This is a genomic window from Paenibacillus donghaensis, assembly GCF_002192415.1.
GTDB classification, from domain to species: Bacteria; Bacillota; Bacilli; order Paenibacillales; family Paenibacillaceae; genus Paenibacillus_AQ; species Paenibacillus_AQ donghaensis.
The window spans coordinates 6,771,691-6,788,003 of record NZ_CP021780.1; the positions used below are offsets into that span (position 1 = coordinate 6,771,691).

Here is a 16,313-nt window from a genome sequence, read left to right on the forward strand (position 1 = left end):
TGCTGAATTAAGACCAGAACATCGCTTTCATCGGTTCATTCTTGGTTCCTTGGCTGCCGATTACGTCCACCAGTGCTCTACGTTCGATCTCGCTGACACCCGCCAATTGAAGCTGTCCGTTCTGCAGGCGAGCCATAGCCCCTGGTTCTGCCATTAACTTCTGAATCATATTCTTCAACATTGAATATTCCCCCATTCGGTTTATTAAGAGGTATGCCTCTCTTGAATTCAATATACCAGCTGCTGGCAGAACTAGAAACGACAACTCTACCAGTAGTTTCCGCAAATCTAGTTGCGGTCAGGGTTGCGGGAATTGCGGGGTGTCTTGCGCTCATTCCGCCATGGCAAGCATCTGTTCCTGCCACTGGCTATCCAGTCCCAGCTTGCTTACTAAATCGAGATAGTTATAGTAATGAATCCTCATTCGCACGGAGGTATAAAGAAGGGTTCCAGACTGTTCGATCAGTTGCTCAATCTCTGGTTTGCGGTGCATCACATCCTGCAGCTGCAGACGTTCTTCGAAATAATCTGCCACCCAGCGCTGCTCCTCCGGGATGGACTGGAGCAGGTATAAGGTAGGCAATGTCTTTTTGCGGTTCAGAAAATCATTCTTGTTCTCCCAGCTCACCAAATCGCGGATATCGTTCTTCATCTGAGCGGCGATGCCCAGCTCCTCCGTCTTCCGGCAGGAATACAAGCAGGGCATCCCTCAGACCGGACTTCTAACGGTTGGCTTAACGCAGGATACCGGCACCAGTGTCACCTTCAAACCGGAAACGGAAATGTTCGGCCGGGGATTTAATCGCGTCCAGCTGGAGGAACGCAGGCAGCAGCTTCTGTCGGCCTATCCGTCCCTTTCTATTCTGATCTACGGGTAAACTAAGTAACATGAAGGAGTGGTGAAGCATGAATAACGAAGCCACTGAAACGATTAAGAACGTGGATGATCTTCTGAGCATGCTCGATTCCTTATTCCGGGCAGAGGGGGAATGGTGGGATAAATTCTACCAGACCGGACCAAAAGAATTCCCTTTTTCGTGGATAGTCCGGATGAGAACCTGGTTGAATACTTTGAGCAGGGACTTGTACAAACTGGGAAAGTGCTGGAGCTGGAGCTGGGGCTTATAGATTGTAGGAGCAGGTCTGCGAGGAATGATAAAGATATTTTACCACCATCCAATCCACTGAATTAGTTGCGAATCTGCATCTAATTTTCCGAATTTTCCCGTTTTAGAGCGAATAAGTGCGAAAACGCATCTAATTTCGGATTCTGAGCGTTAAACAAACGTTTTTCTCGAAAATAGTTGCAGATTCGCACTTATTTGCCCGATAACAGGCATTCCAGCTGAAATTAGATGCATTCTCGCATCTAATTTCTCTGAAAGCTCACAGTGTAGCATTCTACATCCTCAGTGGGACCTAAGTAGTAACTGCCTTCTCACTTATTTATTCTAAAACAGAAAAAAAGATAATTATATCCAGTTTCGCTATTAAATCAGTGGATTATAATCCAAATAAATACAGGTATGCCGACCCATTGGCGGGTAGAATTATATATTTCAGAGAAGCTAGCGCTTCGGTTCCTGACGAAAGGACTGCAGATACTCATGAATCTCCTCTTTGGGCGTCTCCAGCAGGTTGGCAAGCACAGTCTGAATGGTATGCAGCATGGCAATTCGCTCATCAATCTCAAGGCTCTTCTCACGGACCAGCCTCTTCAGCGTCTCCGGGTCCATGTCATGACTGAGCATCTGCAGCACATCCTGGATCTCCTTCAGTGAATATCCCAACGATTTGGAATCCTTGATGAACTTAATCTTCACCAGATAGTCCTCCGAATAGGTCCGGTAACCACTCGCGGTCCGATCCGGTGCAGGCAGAATGCCACTGTCTTCATAGTAGCGGATTGTGGCTGTGCTTAAGCCCGTCTGCTTCGCCAGCTCACCACGTGTCATCCCTTCCAAGTGCCTGTCTCCTCTCCAAGGTGTTTATTCTGATTCTACTGCCTTCTTCGTGTAGGGGCTGTCGAAATGCACCTCAGGGTAATCGGGCGACGGCCCTTCCAGAAGCTGCTGCGGCTCGTTCTTCAAGTATTGATCAAAGAAGGCTCTCACATACGATCGGGTAATGTCTACATTATGCACTGGATCAATGTCTTTGGCGAACAAGGCCGGGGACAGCAGTGCAATCTCCGTGAAGCTCTGGTGGATAAAATGGTCGATGGTCAGATAATAAGTGTCGCTTGTACTATGCTTCATGGCTGAATCCAGATCAGGAGCGAACTCTTCATAGAATACTTTGTCCTTCTTCGTCGCTGCCGGATCAAGACTTTCCGCAGTGCCGCCGGACATCATATACATAAAGGGCTGCTGCAGGCCTGTGTGAGCCACATCGCCCCAGAATCCGCCTTCCAGACTGACCCCGGCCTTGAAGCGGCTGTCCTGTGCGAGGGCTTCAGCCGTCGTTGCCCCGCCGTAGGAATGTCCGAAGATGCCCACACGCTCCAGATCCAGCTTGCCTTGCAGCAATCCGTCAGGATCGGCAGCATTCCATTCCGTAAGCTTATCCAGCACGAACCGCGCATCAGCTACGCGGATACTCACTCCTGTGATATTGTGCTCGTACAGCTCCTGCGAAGTAGCATAGTCCGGGTCAGGCTCATACAGTGCAGAATGTCCATCTTCGAAAGTCACCTTCGCCGATGTGTATGGATGATCCATACCGACCACAATATACCCTTGGCTGACCAGTTCCTCAACAGCGCTCATGCTCTGAAAACGAGTCGAGCGGACCCCTGGCGAGAACAGCAGCACCGGATAGCCGGTTTCCTTCGCAGACAGCGCTGCCCCCTCGACAACATGGGTAGGAATTTCTGTCACATGACTGAACAGCTGCTTCGGGATCCCAAAGACCAGGCTGATCGCTTCTCCAAGCTCGGAGGGGTAATGCTCTACAGACCTGCCCGAAGCCTCTTCCGGGTCCACCGGATACCAGATATTGATCATTAGCTTCCGCTTATCATCCGGTTCAGCGCTTAAGGTCTCCTCACGCGATTCATCCGTCAGCTGGCGGGAGACTGTGCCTATCGCATAACTGCCTGTAGGTTCAGGCTGGGAGAACACTGGCAGCAACACGCTTAGATAGACTGCGACTCCCGTGACAGCCAGGGCTGCCAGAGACAGCAGAAGTTTCCCAAGCAACGGCTTAAACTGCTGCCCGGCATCCGGCTTTAGCAATCTGCGAATGAATACAACCACCAGGACCACAGCCACGGCGTAAGCCGGAACCATCTGAATGCGCAGATGTTCAATGACGCCATGCAGCAGCATGGATAGTCCGGTGAAAGCAAGTAATAGCTGATCCAAGCGCCGGTTTCTTTTGACAAATAGAACCCCTGCTATTGCAGCAACAACCGATACGATAACCAATATTTCCAACACTCTCATACTGTCATACCTCCTGCTTGATCTTCAGCCCGCCCGGGGGGAAGACTGTAGTGATGATAGATCAAGCATAAACCTTGAAGTATACTTCAAGGTCAAGCCTTAAATACGCAGCCGCTGGAAGTGCAGGTGGGGGTCAAGTATTCGATGCGGCAATGCCTTTTCCCTGCTCCGGCCGGATGAATGCGAGCTACCGGTTCGTGGTAACCGGAGTCACCCCCATCGTGGCGCTTCTGGGCGGCTGGCTTGGCACCGTAATCGTGGACTGCGGCTCACCTTGGTGGTTGGGGCGGTTGGGGCGGTGGGTGCATTGTCTGCTGTGCTGTGGATTCTCTTCTCACCTCTGCCGGGGCTTACCCAGCTTCCCGAAGCGGAAGCTGGAGCAGAACCCCTGCCAGATTCAGCCGACTAATTCAGGCAATTTAGTTATAAAATACATAGTCACCGACAAACCCGTCGCTGCCGTATACACTGACTGCCCCGCCGCCTTCATATTCGGGAAGCAGCTCAATCAGCAGGCCACGTTTGCCGTTCAGCTCATAGGTGTCTTTCTTACGGTTGCCCTCCTCGTCGGAATAATGGACGTTAACGGATTCAATCTTCTGCGGGAGGGCCTGCTCGTGGACAGCTACGCACAGATACCCATTATTGCTTTTGACAGATATACCGTCATCTTTCTGCCCCCAGGAATAACTGACCGATTCCTGGACAATGGAGTTGTCGCTCTGTTTAAATACCTTGTACGCCGAGGCTTGCTCACCGTCGATTTCAAGCAGGATCGCAGACGTCTCATCAAGCATTCTGTAATCCACCACCTCAATCCGGCCGGACTTGATATAAGCTGTAAGCTCGGCTTCGGTCAGCGGTTGGACTTGGGACATCGTTAAATAAATCGTGACAAGCAGGGTTAGAAATTTCAAGCGGATCGCTCCTTCAGATAATTTATGAACTAGCTTGACGCTGCGCCGGGCTATAGCAGGATTGAACGGCAAGCATGATGCGTATATGATGGTTCTAACATTATTATTGTGGAGGTTTCAGGGATATGGCCGTATTGATCAATGAACAGATTCGAGCATCCGAGGTGGTGCTGACCGGACTGCGGGGCGAGCAGCTTGGCATCGTCTCCAGAGAAGAGGCGCTGGCGCTGGCCCGCTCGAACGGGGCGGACCTTGTATGCACCTCACTGATGAGCAGTCCGCCGCCGTGCAGCCTGATCACCAAGGGCAGAGCCAAGGCCGCGGCACAGAAGGAAGTGGCTGCTCGCAAGAGCAGCTCCGGCAAGCCGGTGAGAGGAAACAGCAAGGATAAGGTCAAGGAGCTGCGGTTCACCGCGCAGATCGAAGAGCATGATTATGAGACGAAGCTCCGGCAGGCGGACAAGCATCTGCGCTCCGGCAAGCCGGTGCAGCTGGTTGTGAAGGCCTCGGGCGCTAAGGAAGCCGCCGCAGCCAAAGCGGTACTGGAGCGGCTGGTCGCCGATCTGAAGGAGTCCGGGGTTAAGGACACCGGCCTGCAGACCGGCGGCAAGGGCTCACAGGTCAAATTAAATCCACGCTGATTGGAAGCAATTGTGGCGCCGCTACTTCAAGTGTCTGTGCAGCTTTTGAATATAAACGATCTGGCCGATATGATACGCATTGTGGGTCGTCACATTGCTGACAATCTCCCACCAGGCAGCCGGAACCGGGAATCCTTCCACCGTCATCTCAAGACTGTCACGGGACAACAGCTCCTGCCAGCGCAGGAGCACTTCCAGCAGGCTGGAACTTAAATCTTGAAAGGAACGGCCCTCCGGGATGAGGAAGCTTACGTTGTTATCCGCGATGGGGGGAACGGCATCCACATGACGCTGCAGGTAGCGCTTCTGCCAGGTCTCGTTCCAATACAACAAATGAAAGGTAAGCTCGGCAATACTGTTGCTCTCCGCGTCGGGCTTCCAGAAAGCCTCCTCCTCCGTTACGGCTTCCACCGCCTGCATGAACGGAATATGCCAGCTGGGATCATTGGCATTGGCCAATAATTGATTGGCCAGCACATCTGTGGCGTGAACCCTCATTTTCTGCTCCTCCTTCTTATATTTCATTTATTGTACATGGCACAGCTTATCCAGTAAACTGGACAGACCGCAAGCTGAATAGCCCACAAAGGAGCGTCCACCATGATTAACCCGTCCATCACCGAAGGTGTCATCCGCACACGCACGAAACTCCGCAAAGAGCTGCTGATTTCTATATTTGACGAATTTGACGGCAGCATTATGGACCTGACGGCCCAGAAGCGGACGGAGAAATATCTTAAAATGTCGTCAAACCCATTCTCCTTCTACAGGGGCAGCGCTTATTTATTTTATTTCGATGCGACAAGGCAGTTCTTCCCCTACCATACCACTGCCGAACGCCCGACCTGGATTCAGGGAGACCTGCACTTCGAGAATTTCGGCGCGTTCCGCAATGAAGACGGGCAGATCGTATACGATGTCAATGATTTCGATGAAGGGTATGTCGGCTCCTATCTGTACGATCTGCTGCGCATGACGGTCAGCATCGCGCTTGTAGCGCGGCAGCTGGGACACGGCGAGAACGTGCAGCGGAGCAGCATTGAGCATTATGTCCAGGCTTATGCCAGACAGATCCGCCGGTTCTGCCAAGGCAAGGACCATCCGGATGATTTTGTTATGAATGAAGCGGAAGCCAAAGGCCCGGTGAAGAAGCTGCTGCGCAAGCTGGAGAAGCGCAGACAAGCCCACTTCCTGGAGAAGGTGACCGCCCACATGCAGACAGGCCGCGTCTTCCTGGAGAATCCCGAACTGTCGGCCCCCGAGGCAGATGAACAAGCCGCGCTGGAGCAAGCCTGGGCCTTCTACCCGGAGACCGTGGCAGTCCGCAGCCCGGATCAAGGGCACTACCGGATCAAGGACATTGCCGTCAAACACGGCTCAGGCACAGCATCCATAGGGCTGGATCGTTATTACCTGCTGATTGAAGGCGGCATGCAGCAAGAAGAACTCGATGACACTGTACTGGAGGTAAAAGAGGTCCGGGTTCCGGTGCCAGCTTATTATATGCCTTATTCGGAATCGTTCTGGGAGGTGTTCGCGCACCAGGGCAAGCGGGTGGCTGCCACGCAGCAGGCGATGCACCATAAGGCTGATCCTTATCTCGGATTCCTTACCGTCGCAGGGCGGGATTATTATGTACGGGAGCGTTCTCCCTATAAGAAGCGGCTGAAGCCTAAAGATATCGGCACGGCGGAGGAACTAAACCGGGTGCTGGAAGTGATGGGCGGTCTGACCGCCAAAATGCACGCCCGGGCCGATGCCGATGTAGACAAAGGACTGCTGCCCTACCACAGCGAGGAGGAGATTTCGCGGGCTATGGGCGCGGATACCGACGCTTTTGCCCGTTATCTCGCCCATTGGGCTTATGCCTATGCGAATCAGGTAGAGACCGACTATTCGCTGTTTGTGGAATGGCTGCAGGAACGCGGCAGCGGAGCCGGAACCAGCGGATGATTGTGATCCAGCTGTTTCTCTGGCTCCTTGCGCTCCTCATTCTCTTATCCGTGGTGTCGATTGTACGGGTCAGCTGGAAGAACGGCATCTCGCCAATGCCCGCTTCGCGGCCCGTACGTCTGGCAGCTGCCCGAGAAGTGAACCGGGTGCAGGGCTATGCCAGTGTCGTGGAGCCAGGCTCCGGCTGGGGAACCCTGGGGCTGGAGGTCATCCGCCACTGTCCAGGCAAACGCCTGCTGGGCATTGAGAATTCCAGCCTGCCCTTGTGGTGCTCCCGGCTGCTGGCCCGGGTCGGCACACGCTGGCTGCGGGCCGGGAGCGGCCGCGACCCGCTTCAAGGAAGGCTCCGCTATGAACGCGGAGATATCTATACCGCCTCCTACGGGCAGGCGGATATTGTGCTCTGCTATCTGTTCCCCGGCGCCATGAGCCGACTGGCAGAGAAGTTCGAGCGGGAGCTGCCTCCCGGGGCGGTTGTGATCAGCATTTGCTTCGCCCTGCCTGGCAGGCAGCCGGTGCGGACTGTAACCTGCAACGATTCCCTGCGGACCAAGTTGTATGTGTACACGTTCTGAGCCTCGCCCGTTCAACTGCGCTAGAACGACCAGCTGACTATTGGACCGCCGCTCCCTCTCCAGGGTCCGCCGCCTCGTTCACCCTCACCAGCAATTCTGCTATAGCCTGCTCCGTCATGCGCAGCACCCCATGCTGCTCTATGATCATCCCCGCCTGAATGCGTTGATCCAGCCAATCAGTGATGAAGGCGGGCGCGTACCCCCCGGTGCTGAATTCACCGCCAAAAGCGATCATCTCCGAATACGCCTCCAGATAAGCCTCCCGACTAGTATCGGGGTAAGACTTGGTATAGAGCCAGAACTGCAAATCGTATATCAGGACGGAGCGGTCATCGGCATGTAACGAGAAGTGCCCTTTCGCTTCAACAATCCGGGTGCAGATGCTGCGGATCTTGCCTTCGATGTCGTCCACCTCGGTGACGCGGGCGCACAGCTCCGCAAGCAGCGCGGAGAACCGCCCGCTGGCGACCTTCTCCAGGCTCTCATGCTTGTCCTCCTCAGAGGTATCATAACCTTCGCTGCTCTCCAGCCCGCGAATGAAGCTCTCGAAGCTGTTCGCCAGCAAGGTGATTTCATAGTCCGCCTCCTGATCGACATGAATCACCGCCGGCTCCCCGTCCCGGCCGCAGGCACGGTAATCCAGCATCACCACATCATGCCCCGCAGATGGACAGTCACAGATCACCACACCAATGTCGGGATACCCCCAATCCTCGATCATAAAGAGGCTGCCGTCGCTCCCGCACAGGGAGTATGGCTTGTCCCGCCCAATCCCCATAATTGCACTTATCTCAATATGATCCTCTGCCCAGGAGGTAGCTTCATCGGTAGCAAAAGCGGTGTTGACGGGAATCCCGCCGTTCTGCTGCTTCATTAATTCGATGTAGAAGCCGGGCAGCTTGTAGCCCAGCTCCGCTTCCACAGAAGTGATTAGCTCATCGCTGGGCGGCTCGGAGATATATTCCTCGCGTGCATAGGCGCTGTCTTCCCAGAAGGCCGAGAGATCCAACGGCATCAGCGCGCTTCGCTCCTTACGGCTCTGGCGCTCGGCAGCCCGCTTGCTGCGGTACAGGAAATGCCGTGCTTCAGCATCCTGCGGGTTCAGCCGGTTGGCTTGGCCGAAGGCCTCTGCCGCTTCAGCGTAATCCTTCATATAGAAGAGGGAGAAGCCCACCCGATAATGCCATAGGGCATCCTGCTCCCCTTCTGCGGCAAGCTCCCTAAGCTGCGTCAGACCTTCTTCATAACACCCGAGATTATTGAGTGCCCTAGCCAAATAGCTCCTGATCTCATAATTCCTGTTCTCTGGAGGAATCGCCGTAATTGTATCCACAATAGATTGAAATTCATTGTCCTCATGCCACTTTTTCAGCTGTATAATCAAGTCCTGCTCCACTTCCAACGCCTCCTATGTATAAATCCTTCATATGTTCAATCCACCGATTTAGTTGCGAAAATGCATCTAATTAGCCGATTTTTTCCGTTTTAGAGAAAATAGATGCAAAATGGCATCTAATTTGGCCTTTTGAGCGTTACAGTCCCGATTTACTCGAGATTAGTTGCAGATTCGCACTTATTCGCCTCCTGACAGATGCTTCGACTGAATTTAGTTGCAGATTCGCATCTAATTACTCCAAAGGCTCTAGGTCCAGGGCAACTCTCTAATCGTGGCTGGAACCTAAGTAGTAACATCCTCATTAACTATTCCCCATACACAGCAGCTCTGACTCTGCCAGACATGCTGTATTCATGCAGTAACGGTCATTTGAACCTCCATCCCGTTTACGTATATGATAGTTACAATACAAATGGGGGGCGGTTCAGGTTGAGCATAACCAAGACGCAGAATTATGTTCTGCATGCAGCTATAGAACGTGAACTGAAGAATGTTACACACGAAGTGGACAGAAAGCTCTATGCATCAGGATTTCTGGCCGCTACACTATTCCATTCTTAAGTTCATCTTATATAGCAACCAATTTTATTGGGAAGGCCACGGGGCAACTCTCCATCAAAACCTTCTTAAACGGAAATTCCCATTATCGGACGGACAGAGGTTTTTTTACGGTGGAGGAAGAGAGATATCTCCTGCTCAATGAAGGTCCCTATACCCTTTCCATCGACCAGAAGGAGCCGGTGGAGTCCTTCTGTGTCTACTTCCGGGAAGGTTTTGCTTCCGAGATGCGGTAATCTCTTGGCGATTCCGCTGACCGGCTGCTCTCCGACCCGTTCAGGGTGGCGTCACCCGTTGAATTCTTCGAACAGACCTATGCGCTGCAGATGAAGCTTGCGCATCACCTTACTATTTTCAAGAATAGTCTTACGTTGCTGTACGATGACCCACTGGGGTATGAGGAGCAATTCCACAAGCTGATGCTGATTCTGTTATCTGAACAGAGTGATATTTACCAACAAGCCGAGCGCCTTGCTGCGGTCAAACATTCTACAAGAGATGAGTTATATAGACGGATCAGCATCGCGCATGATTATATACGTTCCTGCTATACCCAGACCTTGCGGCTTGAAGACATTGCCCAGGCGGCATGGTTGTCTCCCAGCTATTTTGTTAGGCATTACACACAGATCTATGGCCGAACACCCCATCAGGAGATCACGGCGCTGCGGCTGGCAAGAGCACGGAAGCTGCTTACGGAACAGCATGCGAGCATGACCGACATTGCGTATCAGCTGGGCTTCAACAATTCCGTATCCTTCAGCAGAATGTTCAAGCAGCATACCGGTCTGTCTCCCATGCAATTTAGAAAAAAAGTGATATCGGATAAGAAATCCTGATTTTTTTATTCTATGCTGTAAACAGATCGACTCGAAGGGAGAAAGGCTTATGCGAAGTAGTGGAATTCAAAAGGTTGGACAAGTCGGTATTCCGGTACGGGATCTAAAGAGAGCGACGGATTTCTATCAAGAGGTTCTGGGGTTTCCCCTCCTCTTCGAAGCCGGCAGCATGGCGTTTCTGGAGTGCAACGGCTTGCGGCTGATGCTCAGTCTTCCTGAACAGGAGCAATATGCGTATTCAAGCTCCGTGCTTTATTTCCACGTGGAACATATTTTGTCGTCTTATGCCGATTTAACGGAGAAGGGTGTTCATTTCACAGGTGAGCCCCATCTCGTTGCGAAGTCAGGACAGACGGAGACCTGGATGGCGTTCTTTCAGGATACGGAAGGCAACACCCATGCATTAATGAGTGAATCCGCCGCTACTCAAGCAGAAATGGCTTCGCCGTCCTTTTAGGGACTATTTTAAGAAAAAAGAAGGGGACCTTCCGGTGGAGGGTCTCCTTCTCTTTTTACAATGAACAACGGCTCCGCTTAATCCAGCTCCGCCCGTGAGAACAGGTCTTTCATGAGTTCATCATCCTCGCAAGCCGCCTTGAACCGTACGGCAAACTGCTGAAGTGCTGCTCTGTCGGCTGAATAGGCGCAGAACATGTCCGCTTCGGGATCAAAACGGATCGTCCCCGACAACTCCGGCATTTGCTCCTCCAGGAACACAGCCGCCAAGGATGCCCAGTCATATCCGCTGCCTTCGAATCCCTCATTCTCCCGCAGTTGGAATAATTCTTCCTTATATGTGCCTACAGTCAGGATGACCGACATTCCGCCCTTGTCCTGTTCTACCAGGATAAACGGTTTAATCGACTCCGGATCAATATCCAGCGGCGCCTCAGCCTCAGCTTCTACTTCAGTTTCCGTTTCAGCTCCCACCACTACCGTTTCGTCGTTTATCGCAGACACGGCTGCGGTCGGCTCTGCCTCACGGCTGGTCAGTCCGGCAATAAATACTTCAAAGTTCGCTGCCAGATACGTAATCTTATATTGATTGTCCCGGTCCACATGAACGACCTCGGGTTCACCGTCATTGCCGTTGTTGCGGTAATCGAGCATGACCACCTCACGGCCCGAAGGACACTCACAGATGACGACCCCAATCTCGGGATAACCGCCTTCTTCAATGATAACCCGGCTGCCTGCCGCTCCGCCCAGAGAGTTCTTCTTCTCCTTCCCGATACCAAGGATAGCAGAGATGACAATATAATCAGCGGTCTCATTCCCGGCACCAGCTTCGCTTACCGGGAAATAGGTCTTCCGGGGAATCCCCCCGTTATGTAACTTCATCAAGGCAACGTAAGCCGCCGGCAGCTTAAAGACCAGCCGCTCCTCCACAGCCTCAATCAGTTCGTCTGTAGGCCGCGCAGACATATAGGCTTGGGATGCAGGGTCCCTGTCATTCCATAAATTCCCCAGATCAGACGCGCCTGCAAGCTTAAGCGGGGCTTGGGATGGCTTGGGCTTCTTCGCCGTTTTGGCCGCTTTGGCCTTCTTGGCAGCTCTCTCCTTGCTCCATTCCAGATAGCTGAGCGTATCCTCATCGTCAGGCTCCAATTCATCGGCGGCGGCGAAGGCGCTTGCAGCCTCTTCGTACCGCTTCAGGTTGTAGTAGGAATACCCTGTACGGAAATGCCAGAGCGCGTCCTCCTGCCCTTCGGCTGTGATCAGCAAAAATTGTTCCAACGCTTCTTCATAACGCTCCAGATTGTTCAAGGCTCTGCCCAAATAGCTGATCTGCTCATAGTCCCTGTCCTCGGCTGGCACCTCCAGCACCGCGTCTACGATTTCCTGAAATTCATCCTCATCCAGCCACTTCTCCAATTGTTCCACTAGCTCATCACTCATGATTTATGCCTCCCGGTTACGATACCTGTATTCTCTATTAGCGATTATACCATTTCCTGCCGTGTGGTCTCCAGCCAGTACCATTCATCACCACCAAGGCTATGCAGAAATTCGAGATAGGCAAACGGATTCGGCTCCAGGCCGATCTTCTCCCAAATATACAGGGCCATAGCTTCCACCACATTCTCTTCAATGAAGCTTTCTATCGTCGTATAGCCAAACCGGTTCTTTTGCTTCTCAAAAGCAGCCAGCAGCGCAGGCGTGGCGCTCAACCGGTGAAAGGGCGCCTCCAGCTCAGCAATACGATAAGGCGGATGGAACATCTCGTGAATCGCAATACCGAGTGTCAATTCCAGAGAAAACGAACAATCGGATATATAACGCGGCCCCGTAATTTTGATACCATGCGGAGCTGCGAAGCTGCACAAATATAACTGGATATGATCAATGCTGCTGGAAGGGCCCAACATATCGTTGATTTCCTTGAAAATAGACTGCCGGCTGGCAAATACCTTGATTTCTTCCGTTTTCATCAGCAGCTGCGGGAGCTTCCGCTCCTGCCAATATTCTCTGAAGCACAGCTTCTCTAGGTCTTGCAGGATTTCCGGAACCAGGCTAAACAGAGGCTCCCGCTGCTTCCACTGTTCTTCTTTGTAATAAGGCGATTGACTGAAATGCCGTTGCAGCAGCTCGGTAGAACGAAATAGCTCCGGCAGCTCCAGCTCATCGAAATTGGGAAGAGAAGAAACCACCAGATTCAGAAACGGGCTAAGCATCGTTCCTCCCTGAATCCGAATGATTTCGGACATCAGCTGATGATTCCTGTCTGTATGTATCGATACGAAATGGTGATGGTCCTCCGTATGCCGGCTCACATAGAACTCATCCTGGGTCAGCACATTCAAGAAATTCAACGCATCAAACTTGTACGAATTTATGACTTCAAACCCCACAGTGTACACCCTCCTCTCTTGATTACTGTACTTATTCTCCAGTTATCTGCAAATTCCTACAAATGCTGCACCAACAAACAGAATAATCCGCCGCAAATTGCTGCGGCGGATAGCTATGAATCAAATATATAATTTCCGGTTTATGATTTCCGGTACCCCTTCAGAAATTGTACAGCCTGCCGGATGTCCGCCTCCGGATTGCGGCCCACCTCGCGTTCGATGGTCAAATAACCGTTATAACCGATATCCTTCAGCGCCTGCAGGTAGCCGTTCCAGTCCACGCTTCCTTCTCCAAGCGGTACCTCGCGGAATGTCGGACCCGACTCGGCCAGCTTCGCTATGTTCTCATGATCCAGCGCGGCCCCTTCGTAGCCGTATTCGCCATACACCTCACGGGGATCAATCTCACCCAGCTTAATGCCATCCTTGGCATGGGTATGCACGATGTATTCCTTCAGCATATGCACTCCCTGCACTGGATCATCGCCAGTAACCATGACCATATTGGCCGGATCGAAGTTGACAGACACCCCTTTGCTACCCAGCCCGTCCAAGAAGGATCTCAGCTGCACTGCGGGTTCAGGCCCTGTCTCAATCGCGAAATAGGCGTCCATCCCATGCGCGAACTGGCTGAGCTCCACGCAGGCGGCATGCATCGTTTCATAGATTCTGCTGCCGGGGTCCTGCGGCACAATGCCGATATGCGTAGTTACAATATCAGTGCCCAGCTCCTTGGCCAGCTCCATAATCCGTTTCGACTTATCGATCTTGGAGGGGTTAAGTGCCGGGTCCTGGAAACCGTGACCGCCCAGATCACCGACCAGCGCGGAAATCTCCAGGCCGAGCGAGGCGATGAACTCTTTCCACTCCCGGCGGGCGGACGCAGACAGATGGGAAGGGTCAAATTCCCCTTGCACCGCATAGATCTGCACACCGTCTGCCCCGGCTTCCTTGGCCTTGCGCAGCCCTTCCTTCACACCCACCTGGAAGCTGTCTACAATCACACCGATGTTATTGGTCATGATAGGTCTAGCCATCCTGTATTCCTCCTGTCCTGTTCCCTGTTCTATATTTCACTCCAGATCCGCTTCACATATTCCAGACCGCGCCGGGTGCCCATTCGGCAATCTTCCATCCCTTCGAATTCAATGGAGATATACCCGTCATATCCGCTTTGTTTCACGATCCGCAACACCTGGGGCATATCAATATCGCCTTGTCCGACGATGGCTCCCCGCAGCCAGCTGCCGCCGGAGGACGGGAACCATCCCTCTCCCGGCTGGCGCTGAGGTGCACGGACATAGAAATCCTTCACATGAACCATCGAAGCAAGCTTGACGTTGTTCGCCACGGCCGTAACCGGATTCTCGTCGGCGCACAGAAAGTTCCCCACATCCAGCGTCGTGCGGAAATTGTCCCGGTCCACGGCCTTTACCAGTGCCTGCACCCGGTCGCTGTGCTGGATGAAATAGCCATGGTTCTCCACGCTGGTCGTAATGCCGAACCCGGCGGCATAATCGGCCACCTGGCGGCAGGCCTCCACCAGCCGCGGCAGCTCATGCAGATAATTGCTGATGGACAGGTCGGCTGCCGAGGCCACGTCATGACGCATCCGCCGAATGCCCAGTGCAGCGCAGACGTCGACTTCCCGTTTGACCCGCTCCACCTCCTGCTGCCAGTCCGCTTCTGGCAGCCCGGCGAACTGGGCTCCCACTGCATAATTGGAGAGCTCCAGCCCCAGCCCCCCGGCAGTCTTGAGGATATCTTCAATCAGCTGCGGCTGATCAATCAGATTGAAGCCGAGGGGGACAATCTCGGCGTGCTCCGCCCCCATCCCGGCGATGGTTTCCAGAACACCAGAAAGGGTCAGCTCTCCTGCCGAGAACGCTGCATGCAGGCTGTAGGTGCTGATGCCAAGCTTCATAGTCTCACCTCTTCTCCTCTGGCCGCGGATTCATAGATACCGCAGAGTATCTTCATGATCTCCACGCCATCCTGCACCGGACTTAGCGGCTCCCTTCCGCTCTGTAAGCAGTCGATAAAGTGATCGATCTCATGCTGAAAGGCACTGTTGAAGTCAAAGCCTGCATGATCCGTCTGCGGATAACTATTGACGATAGTGTCCGCCCGCTCGCTGACAATGACCGTTGCAGGATCAACCTCAAAGCCGCCTTTCTCCCCATACAGGCGGACCGACCGCTCATCTTCCTTGGCATGCAGCGTAAAGCTGACATCGACCAGCAGTGAAGCGCCGTTCTCAAACCGGATCAACGCATTCGCCAGATCCTCTACCGTGTTGCTGGCCGCATCATAATCGGCGGCTTTATAGAAGGAAAGATGCTGCACATGGGCCCGGTTGCCCAGCTTCTTGTACGTATTGGCACTGACGGATACCGGCTTCGGGCGACCCATCAGATACCAGCACAGATCAATCACGTGGACGCCTATATCGATCAGCGGCCCTCCGCCAGAACGTTCAACGTCGGCGAACCAGCCGCCGGGATTGCCTAGCCGCCGGAGTGTCGTTGCCTTCGCATAATAGATCTCACCGAACTCGCCATTCTCGACCAGTGAATGAAGGAACCGGGCGTTGTCATCATAACGGCGCACGAACCCAACCTGCAGCGTCTTGCCGCTCTCCTCCACTGCCTGCTGAATATCCAGCGCCTCTTCCACCGTCCGGCATAAGGGCTTCTCCACCAGCACATGCTTGCCGGCCCGCAGCGCGGCAATGCTGATCTCCGCATGTGAGTTATTCCAGGTACAGATGCTGACCGCATCGACACCCGGATCAGCCAGCAGCTCGCGGTAATCGGTGTAGAACTGCTGTGCCCCATACTTCTCGGCTGCCAACCTGGCGCGGTCCTCATTCAAGTCGCAAACCGCATATACGGCAGTATACGGATTATTCTGGTAAGCTTGAAAGTGCAGGTCCGAAATAGAGCCTGCTCCGATCACTCCAATTCTGATTGTACTCATAGCTGATCTCTCCTTTGTCTTCGCAGTCTGCCAAGCCCTCTTGTCTGCAGTTCCAGCCCCTGCTTCGCATGGTGTATGATTCGTATTATAATGATTTCAACTGTAAACACCATGTAGAGCCTTGCGGTTCGTTTGTACAATTATGCTATTCGGGAGA

General features: G+C 53.1%; 18 protein-coding genes and 1 pseudogene. 7 read left to right on the top strand and 12 right to left on the bottom strand.

Annotated features, from left to right (window positions below):
• Positions 1 to 7: 7 nt before the first annotated feature.
• Positions 8 to 181: a competence pheromone ComX gene (comX, locus tag B9T62_RS39600; protein ID WP_157794073.1), complete on the bottom strand. Its 174-nt coding sequence runs from the start codon at positions 179 to 181 to the stop codon at positions 8 to 10.
• Between the two features lie 150 nt (positions 182 to 331).
• The gene (locus B9T62_RS30680; protein WP_087918729.1) at positions 332 to 652 is read right to left on the bottom strand and encodes a hypothetical protein; all 321 of its coding nucleotides are present in this window, start codon (positions 650 to 652) and stop codon (positions 332 to 334) included.
• 10 nt (positions 653 to 662) lie between these two features.
• Here B9T62_RS30680 and B9T62_RS40315 point away from each other — a divergent pair, with 10 nt between their 5' ends.
• Together B9T62_RS40315 and B9T62_RS30690 are read left to right on the top strand one after the other, a co-directional pair.
• Positions 663 to 878 carry a hypothetical protein gene (locus tag B9T62_RS40315; RefSeq protein ID WP_087918730.1) on the top strand — a complete coding sequence of 72 codons (216 nt, stop codon included), beginning with the start codon at positions 663 to 665 and terminating at the stop codon, positions 876 to 878.
• A 28-nt stretch (positions 879 to 906) separates the two neighbouring features.
• Complete coding sequence (locus B9T62_RS30690; protein ID WP_087918731.1) at positions 907 to 1,128, top strand: hypothetical protein; 222 nt, start codon at positions 907 to 909, stop codon at positions 1,126 to 1,128.
• Positions 1,129 to 1,568: 440 nt separating this feature from the next.
• Here the strand turns inward: B9T62_RS30690 and B9T62_RS30695 are convergent, their stop codons facing one another.
• The 3 genes from B9T62_RS30695 to B9T62_RS30705 form a co-directional block, all read right to left on the bottom strand.
• The gene (locus B9T62_RS30695; RefSeq protein WP_087918732.1) at positions 1,569 to 1,964 is read right to left on the bottom strand and encodes a MerR family transcriptional regulator; all 396 of its coding nucleotides are present in this window, start codon (positions 1,962 to 1,964) and stop codon (positions 1,569 to 1,571) included.
• A gap of 24 nt (positions 1,965 to 1,988) precedes the next feature.
• Positions 1,989 to 3,446, bottom strand: a complete 1,458-nt coding sequence (locus B9T62_RS30700; protein ID WP_087918733.1) for an alpha/beta hydrolase family protein — start codon at positions 3,444 to 3,446, stop codon at positions 1,989 to 1,991.
• A gap of 419 nt (positions 3,447 to 3,865) precedes the next feature.
• Positions 3,866 to 4,363: a hypothetical protein gene (locus B9T62_RS30705; RefSeq protein WP_087918734.1), complete on the bottom strand. Its 498-nt coding sequence runs from the start codon at positions 4,361 to 4,363 to the stop codon at positions 3,866 to 3,868.
• A gap of 125 nt (positions 4,364 to 4,488) precedes the next feature.
• Here B9T62_RS30705 and infC point away from each other — a divergent pair, with 125 nt between their 5' ends.
• The gene (gene infC / locus B9T62_RS30710) at positions 4,489 to 5,004 is read left to right on the top strand and encodes a translation initiation factor IF-3 (protein ID WP_087918735.1); all 516 of its coding nucleotides are present in this window, start codon (positions 4,489 to 4,491) and stop codon (positions 5,002 to 5,004) included.
• 21 nt (positions 5,005 to 5,025) lie between these two features.
• Here the strand turns inward: infC and B9T62_RS30715 are convergent, their stop codons facing one another.
• The gene (locus B9T62_RS30715) at positions 5,026 to 5,502 is read right to left on the bottom strand and encodes a DinB family protein (RefSeq protein ID WP_087918736.1); all 477 of its coding nucleotides are present in this window, start codon (positions 5,500 to 5,502) and stop codon (positions 5,026 to 5,028) included.
• 102 nt (positions 5,503 to 5,604) lie between these two features.
• On the opposite strand from B9T62_RS30715, the gene B9T62_RS30720 reads away from it, so the two are divergent.
• Together B9T62_RS30720 and B9T62_RS30725 are read left to right on the top strand one after the other, a co-directional pair.
• Positions 5,605 to 6,957 carry a DUF2252 domain-containing protein gene (locus B9T62_RS30720; protein WP_087918737.1) on the top strand — a complete coding sequence of 451 codons (1,353 nt, stop codon included), beginning with the start codon at positions 5,605 to 5,607 and terminating at the stop codon, positions 6,955 to 6,957.
• Entirely contained in the window at positions 6,915 to 7,532 is a 618-nt protein-coding gene (locus B9T62_RS30725; protein WP_245864151.1) for a class I SAM-dependent methyltransferase, read from the top strand. The genes B9T62_RS30720 and B9T62_RS30725 overlap by 43 nt, the downstream gene beginning before the upstream one ends.
• 37 nt (positions 7,533 to 7,569) lie before the next feature.
• Here B9T62_RS30725 and B9T62_RS30730 read toward each other — a convergent pair whose 3' ends face one another.
• A complete protein-coding gene (locus B9T62_RS30730) occupies positions 7,570 to 8,928 on the bottom strand; it encodes an SMI1/KNR4 family protein (protein WP_087918739.1) in 1,359 nt (452 codons plus the stop codon).
• Between the two features lie 520 nt (positions 8,929 to 9,448).
• On the opposite strand from B9T62_RS30730, the pseudogene B9T62_RS30735 reads away from it, so the two are divergent.
• Positions 9,449 to 10,325 (top strand): annotated as a pseudogene (locus B9T62_RS30735) (helix-turn-helix domain-containing protein).
• 49 nt (positions 10,326 to 10,374) lie between these two features.
• Positions 10,375 to 10,782, top strand: coding sequence for a VOC family protein (locus tag B9T62_RS30740; RefSeq protein WP_087918740.1), 408 nt, complete (start codon positions 10,375 to 10,377; stop codon positions 10,780 to 10,782).
• Between the two features lie 77 nt (positions 10,783 to 10,859).
• On the opposite strand, the gene B9T62_RS30745 is transcribed toward B9T62_RS30740, so the two are convergent.
• The 5 genes from B9T62_RS30745 to B9T62_RS30765 all read right to left on the bottom strand — a co-directional run bounded on the left by B9T62_RS30745 (position 10,860) and on the right by B9T62_RS30765 (position 16,156).
• Complete coding sequence (locus B9T62_RS30745; protein ID WP_087918741.1) at positions 10,860 to 12,224, bottom strand: Imm51 family immunity protein; 1,365 nt, start codon at positions 12,222 to 12,224, stop codon at positions 10,860 to 10,862.
• A 44-nt stretch (positions 12,225 to 12,268) separates the two neighbouring features.
• Positions 12,269 to 13,177 (bottom strand): hypothetical protein, encoded by a 909-nt coding sequence (locus tag B9T62_RS30750; protein ID WP_087918742.1) that lies wholly within the window; start codon positions 13,175 to 13,177, stop codon positions 12,269 to 12,271.
• Between the two features lie 140 nt (positions 13,178 to 13,317).
• Entirely contained in the window at positions 13,318 to 14,214 is an 897-nt protein-coding gene (locus B9T62_RS30755) for a sugar phosphate isomerase/epimerase family protein (RefSeq protein ID WP_087918743.1), read from the bottom strand.
• A 29-nt stretch (positions 14,215 to 14,243) separates the two neighbouring features.
• On the bottom strand, positions 14,244 to 15,101 hold the full coding sequence (locus tag B9T62_RS30760) for a sugar phosphate isomerase/epimerase family protein (RefSeq protein WP_087918744.1): 858 nt from the start codon (positions 15,099 to 15,101) through the stop codon (positions 14,244 to 14,246).
• On the bottom strand, positions 15,098 to 16,156 hold the full coding sequence (locus B9T62_RS30765; protein ID WP_087918745.1) for a Gfo/Idh/MocA family protein: 1,059 nt from the start codon (positions 16,154 to 16,156) through the stop codon (positions 15,098 to 15,100). Before B9T62_RS30765 ends, B9T62_RS30760 begins: the two co-directional genes overlap by 4 nt.
• Between the last annotated feature and the right edge of the window lie 157 nt (positions 16,157 to 16,313).

Coding starts and splice junctions, on each gene's coding strand:
- B9T62_RS40315 (WP_087918730.1), top strand. CDS start 663: ATGCCCAGCTCCTCCGTCTTCCGGCAGGAATACAAGCAGGGCATCCCT.
- B9T62_RS30740 (WP_087918740.1), top strand. CDS start 10,375: ATGCGAAGTAGTGGAATTCAAAAGGTTGGACAAGTCGGTATTCCGGTA.
- B9T62_RS30690 (WP_087918731.1), top strand. CDS start 907: ATGAATAACGAAGCCACTGAAACGATTAAGAACGTGGATGATCTTCTG.
- comX (WP_157794073.1), bottom strand. CDS start 181: ATGTTGAAGAATATGATTCAGAAGTTAATGGCAGAACCAGGGGCTATG.
- B9T62_RS30765 (WP_087918745.1), bottom strand. CDS start 16,156: ATGAGTACAATCAGAATTGGAGTGATCGGAGCAGGCTCTATTTCGGAC.
- B9T62_RS30720 (WP_087918737.1), top strand. CDS start 5,605: ATGATTAACCCGTCCATCACCGAAGGTGTCATCCGCACACGCACGAAA.
- B9T62_RS30715 (WP_087918736.1), bottom strand. CDS start 5,502: ATGAGGGTTCACGCCACAGATGTGCTGGCCAATCAATTATTGGCCAAT.
- B9T62_RS30725 (WP_245864151.1), top strand. CDS start 6,915: ATGGCTGCAGGAACGCGGCAGCGGAGCCGGAACCAGCGGATGATTGTG.
- B9T62_RS30755 (WP_087918743.1), bottom strand. CDS start 14,214: ATGGCTAGACCTATCATGACCAATAACATCGGTGTGATTGTAGACAGC.
- B9T62_RS30745 (WP_087918741.1), bottom strand. CDS start 12,224: ATGAGTGATGAGCTAGTGGAACAATTGGAGAAGTGGCTGGATGAGGAT.
- infC (WP_087918735.1), top strand. CDS start 4,489: ATGGCCGTATTGATCAATGAACAGATTCGAGCATCCGAGGTGGTGCTG.
- B9T62_RS30760 (WP_087918744.1), bottom strand. CDS start 15,101: ATGAAGCTTGGCATCAGCACCTACAGCCTGCATGCAGCGTTCTCGGCA.
- B9T62_RS30700 (WP_087918733.1), bottom strand. CDS start 3,446: ATGAGAGTGTTGGAAATATTGGTTATCGTATCGGTTGTTGCTGCAATA.
- B9T62_RS30680 (WP_087918729.1), bottom strand. CDS start 652: ATGAAGAACGATATCCGCGATTTGGTGAGCTGGGAGAACAAGAATGAT.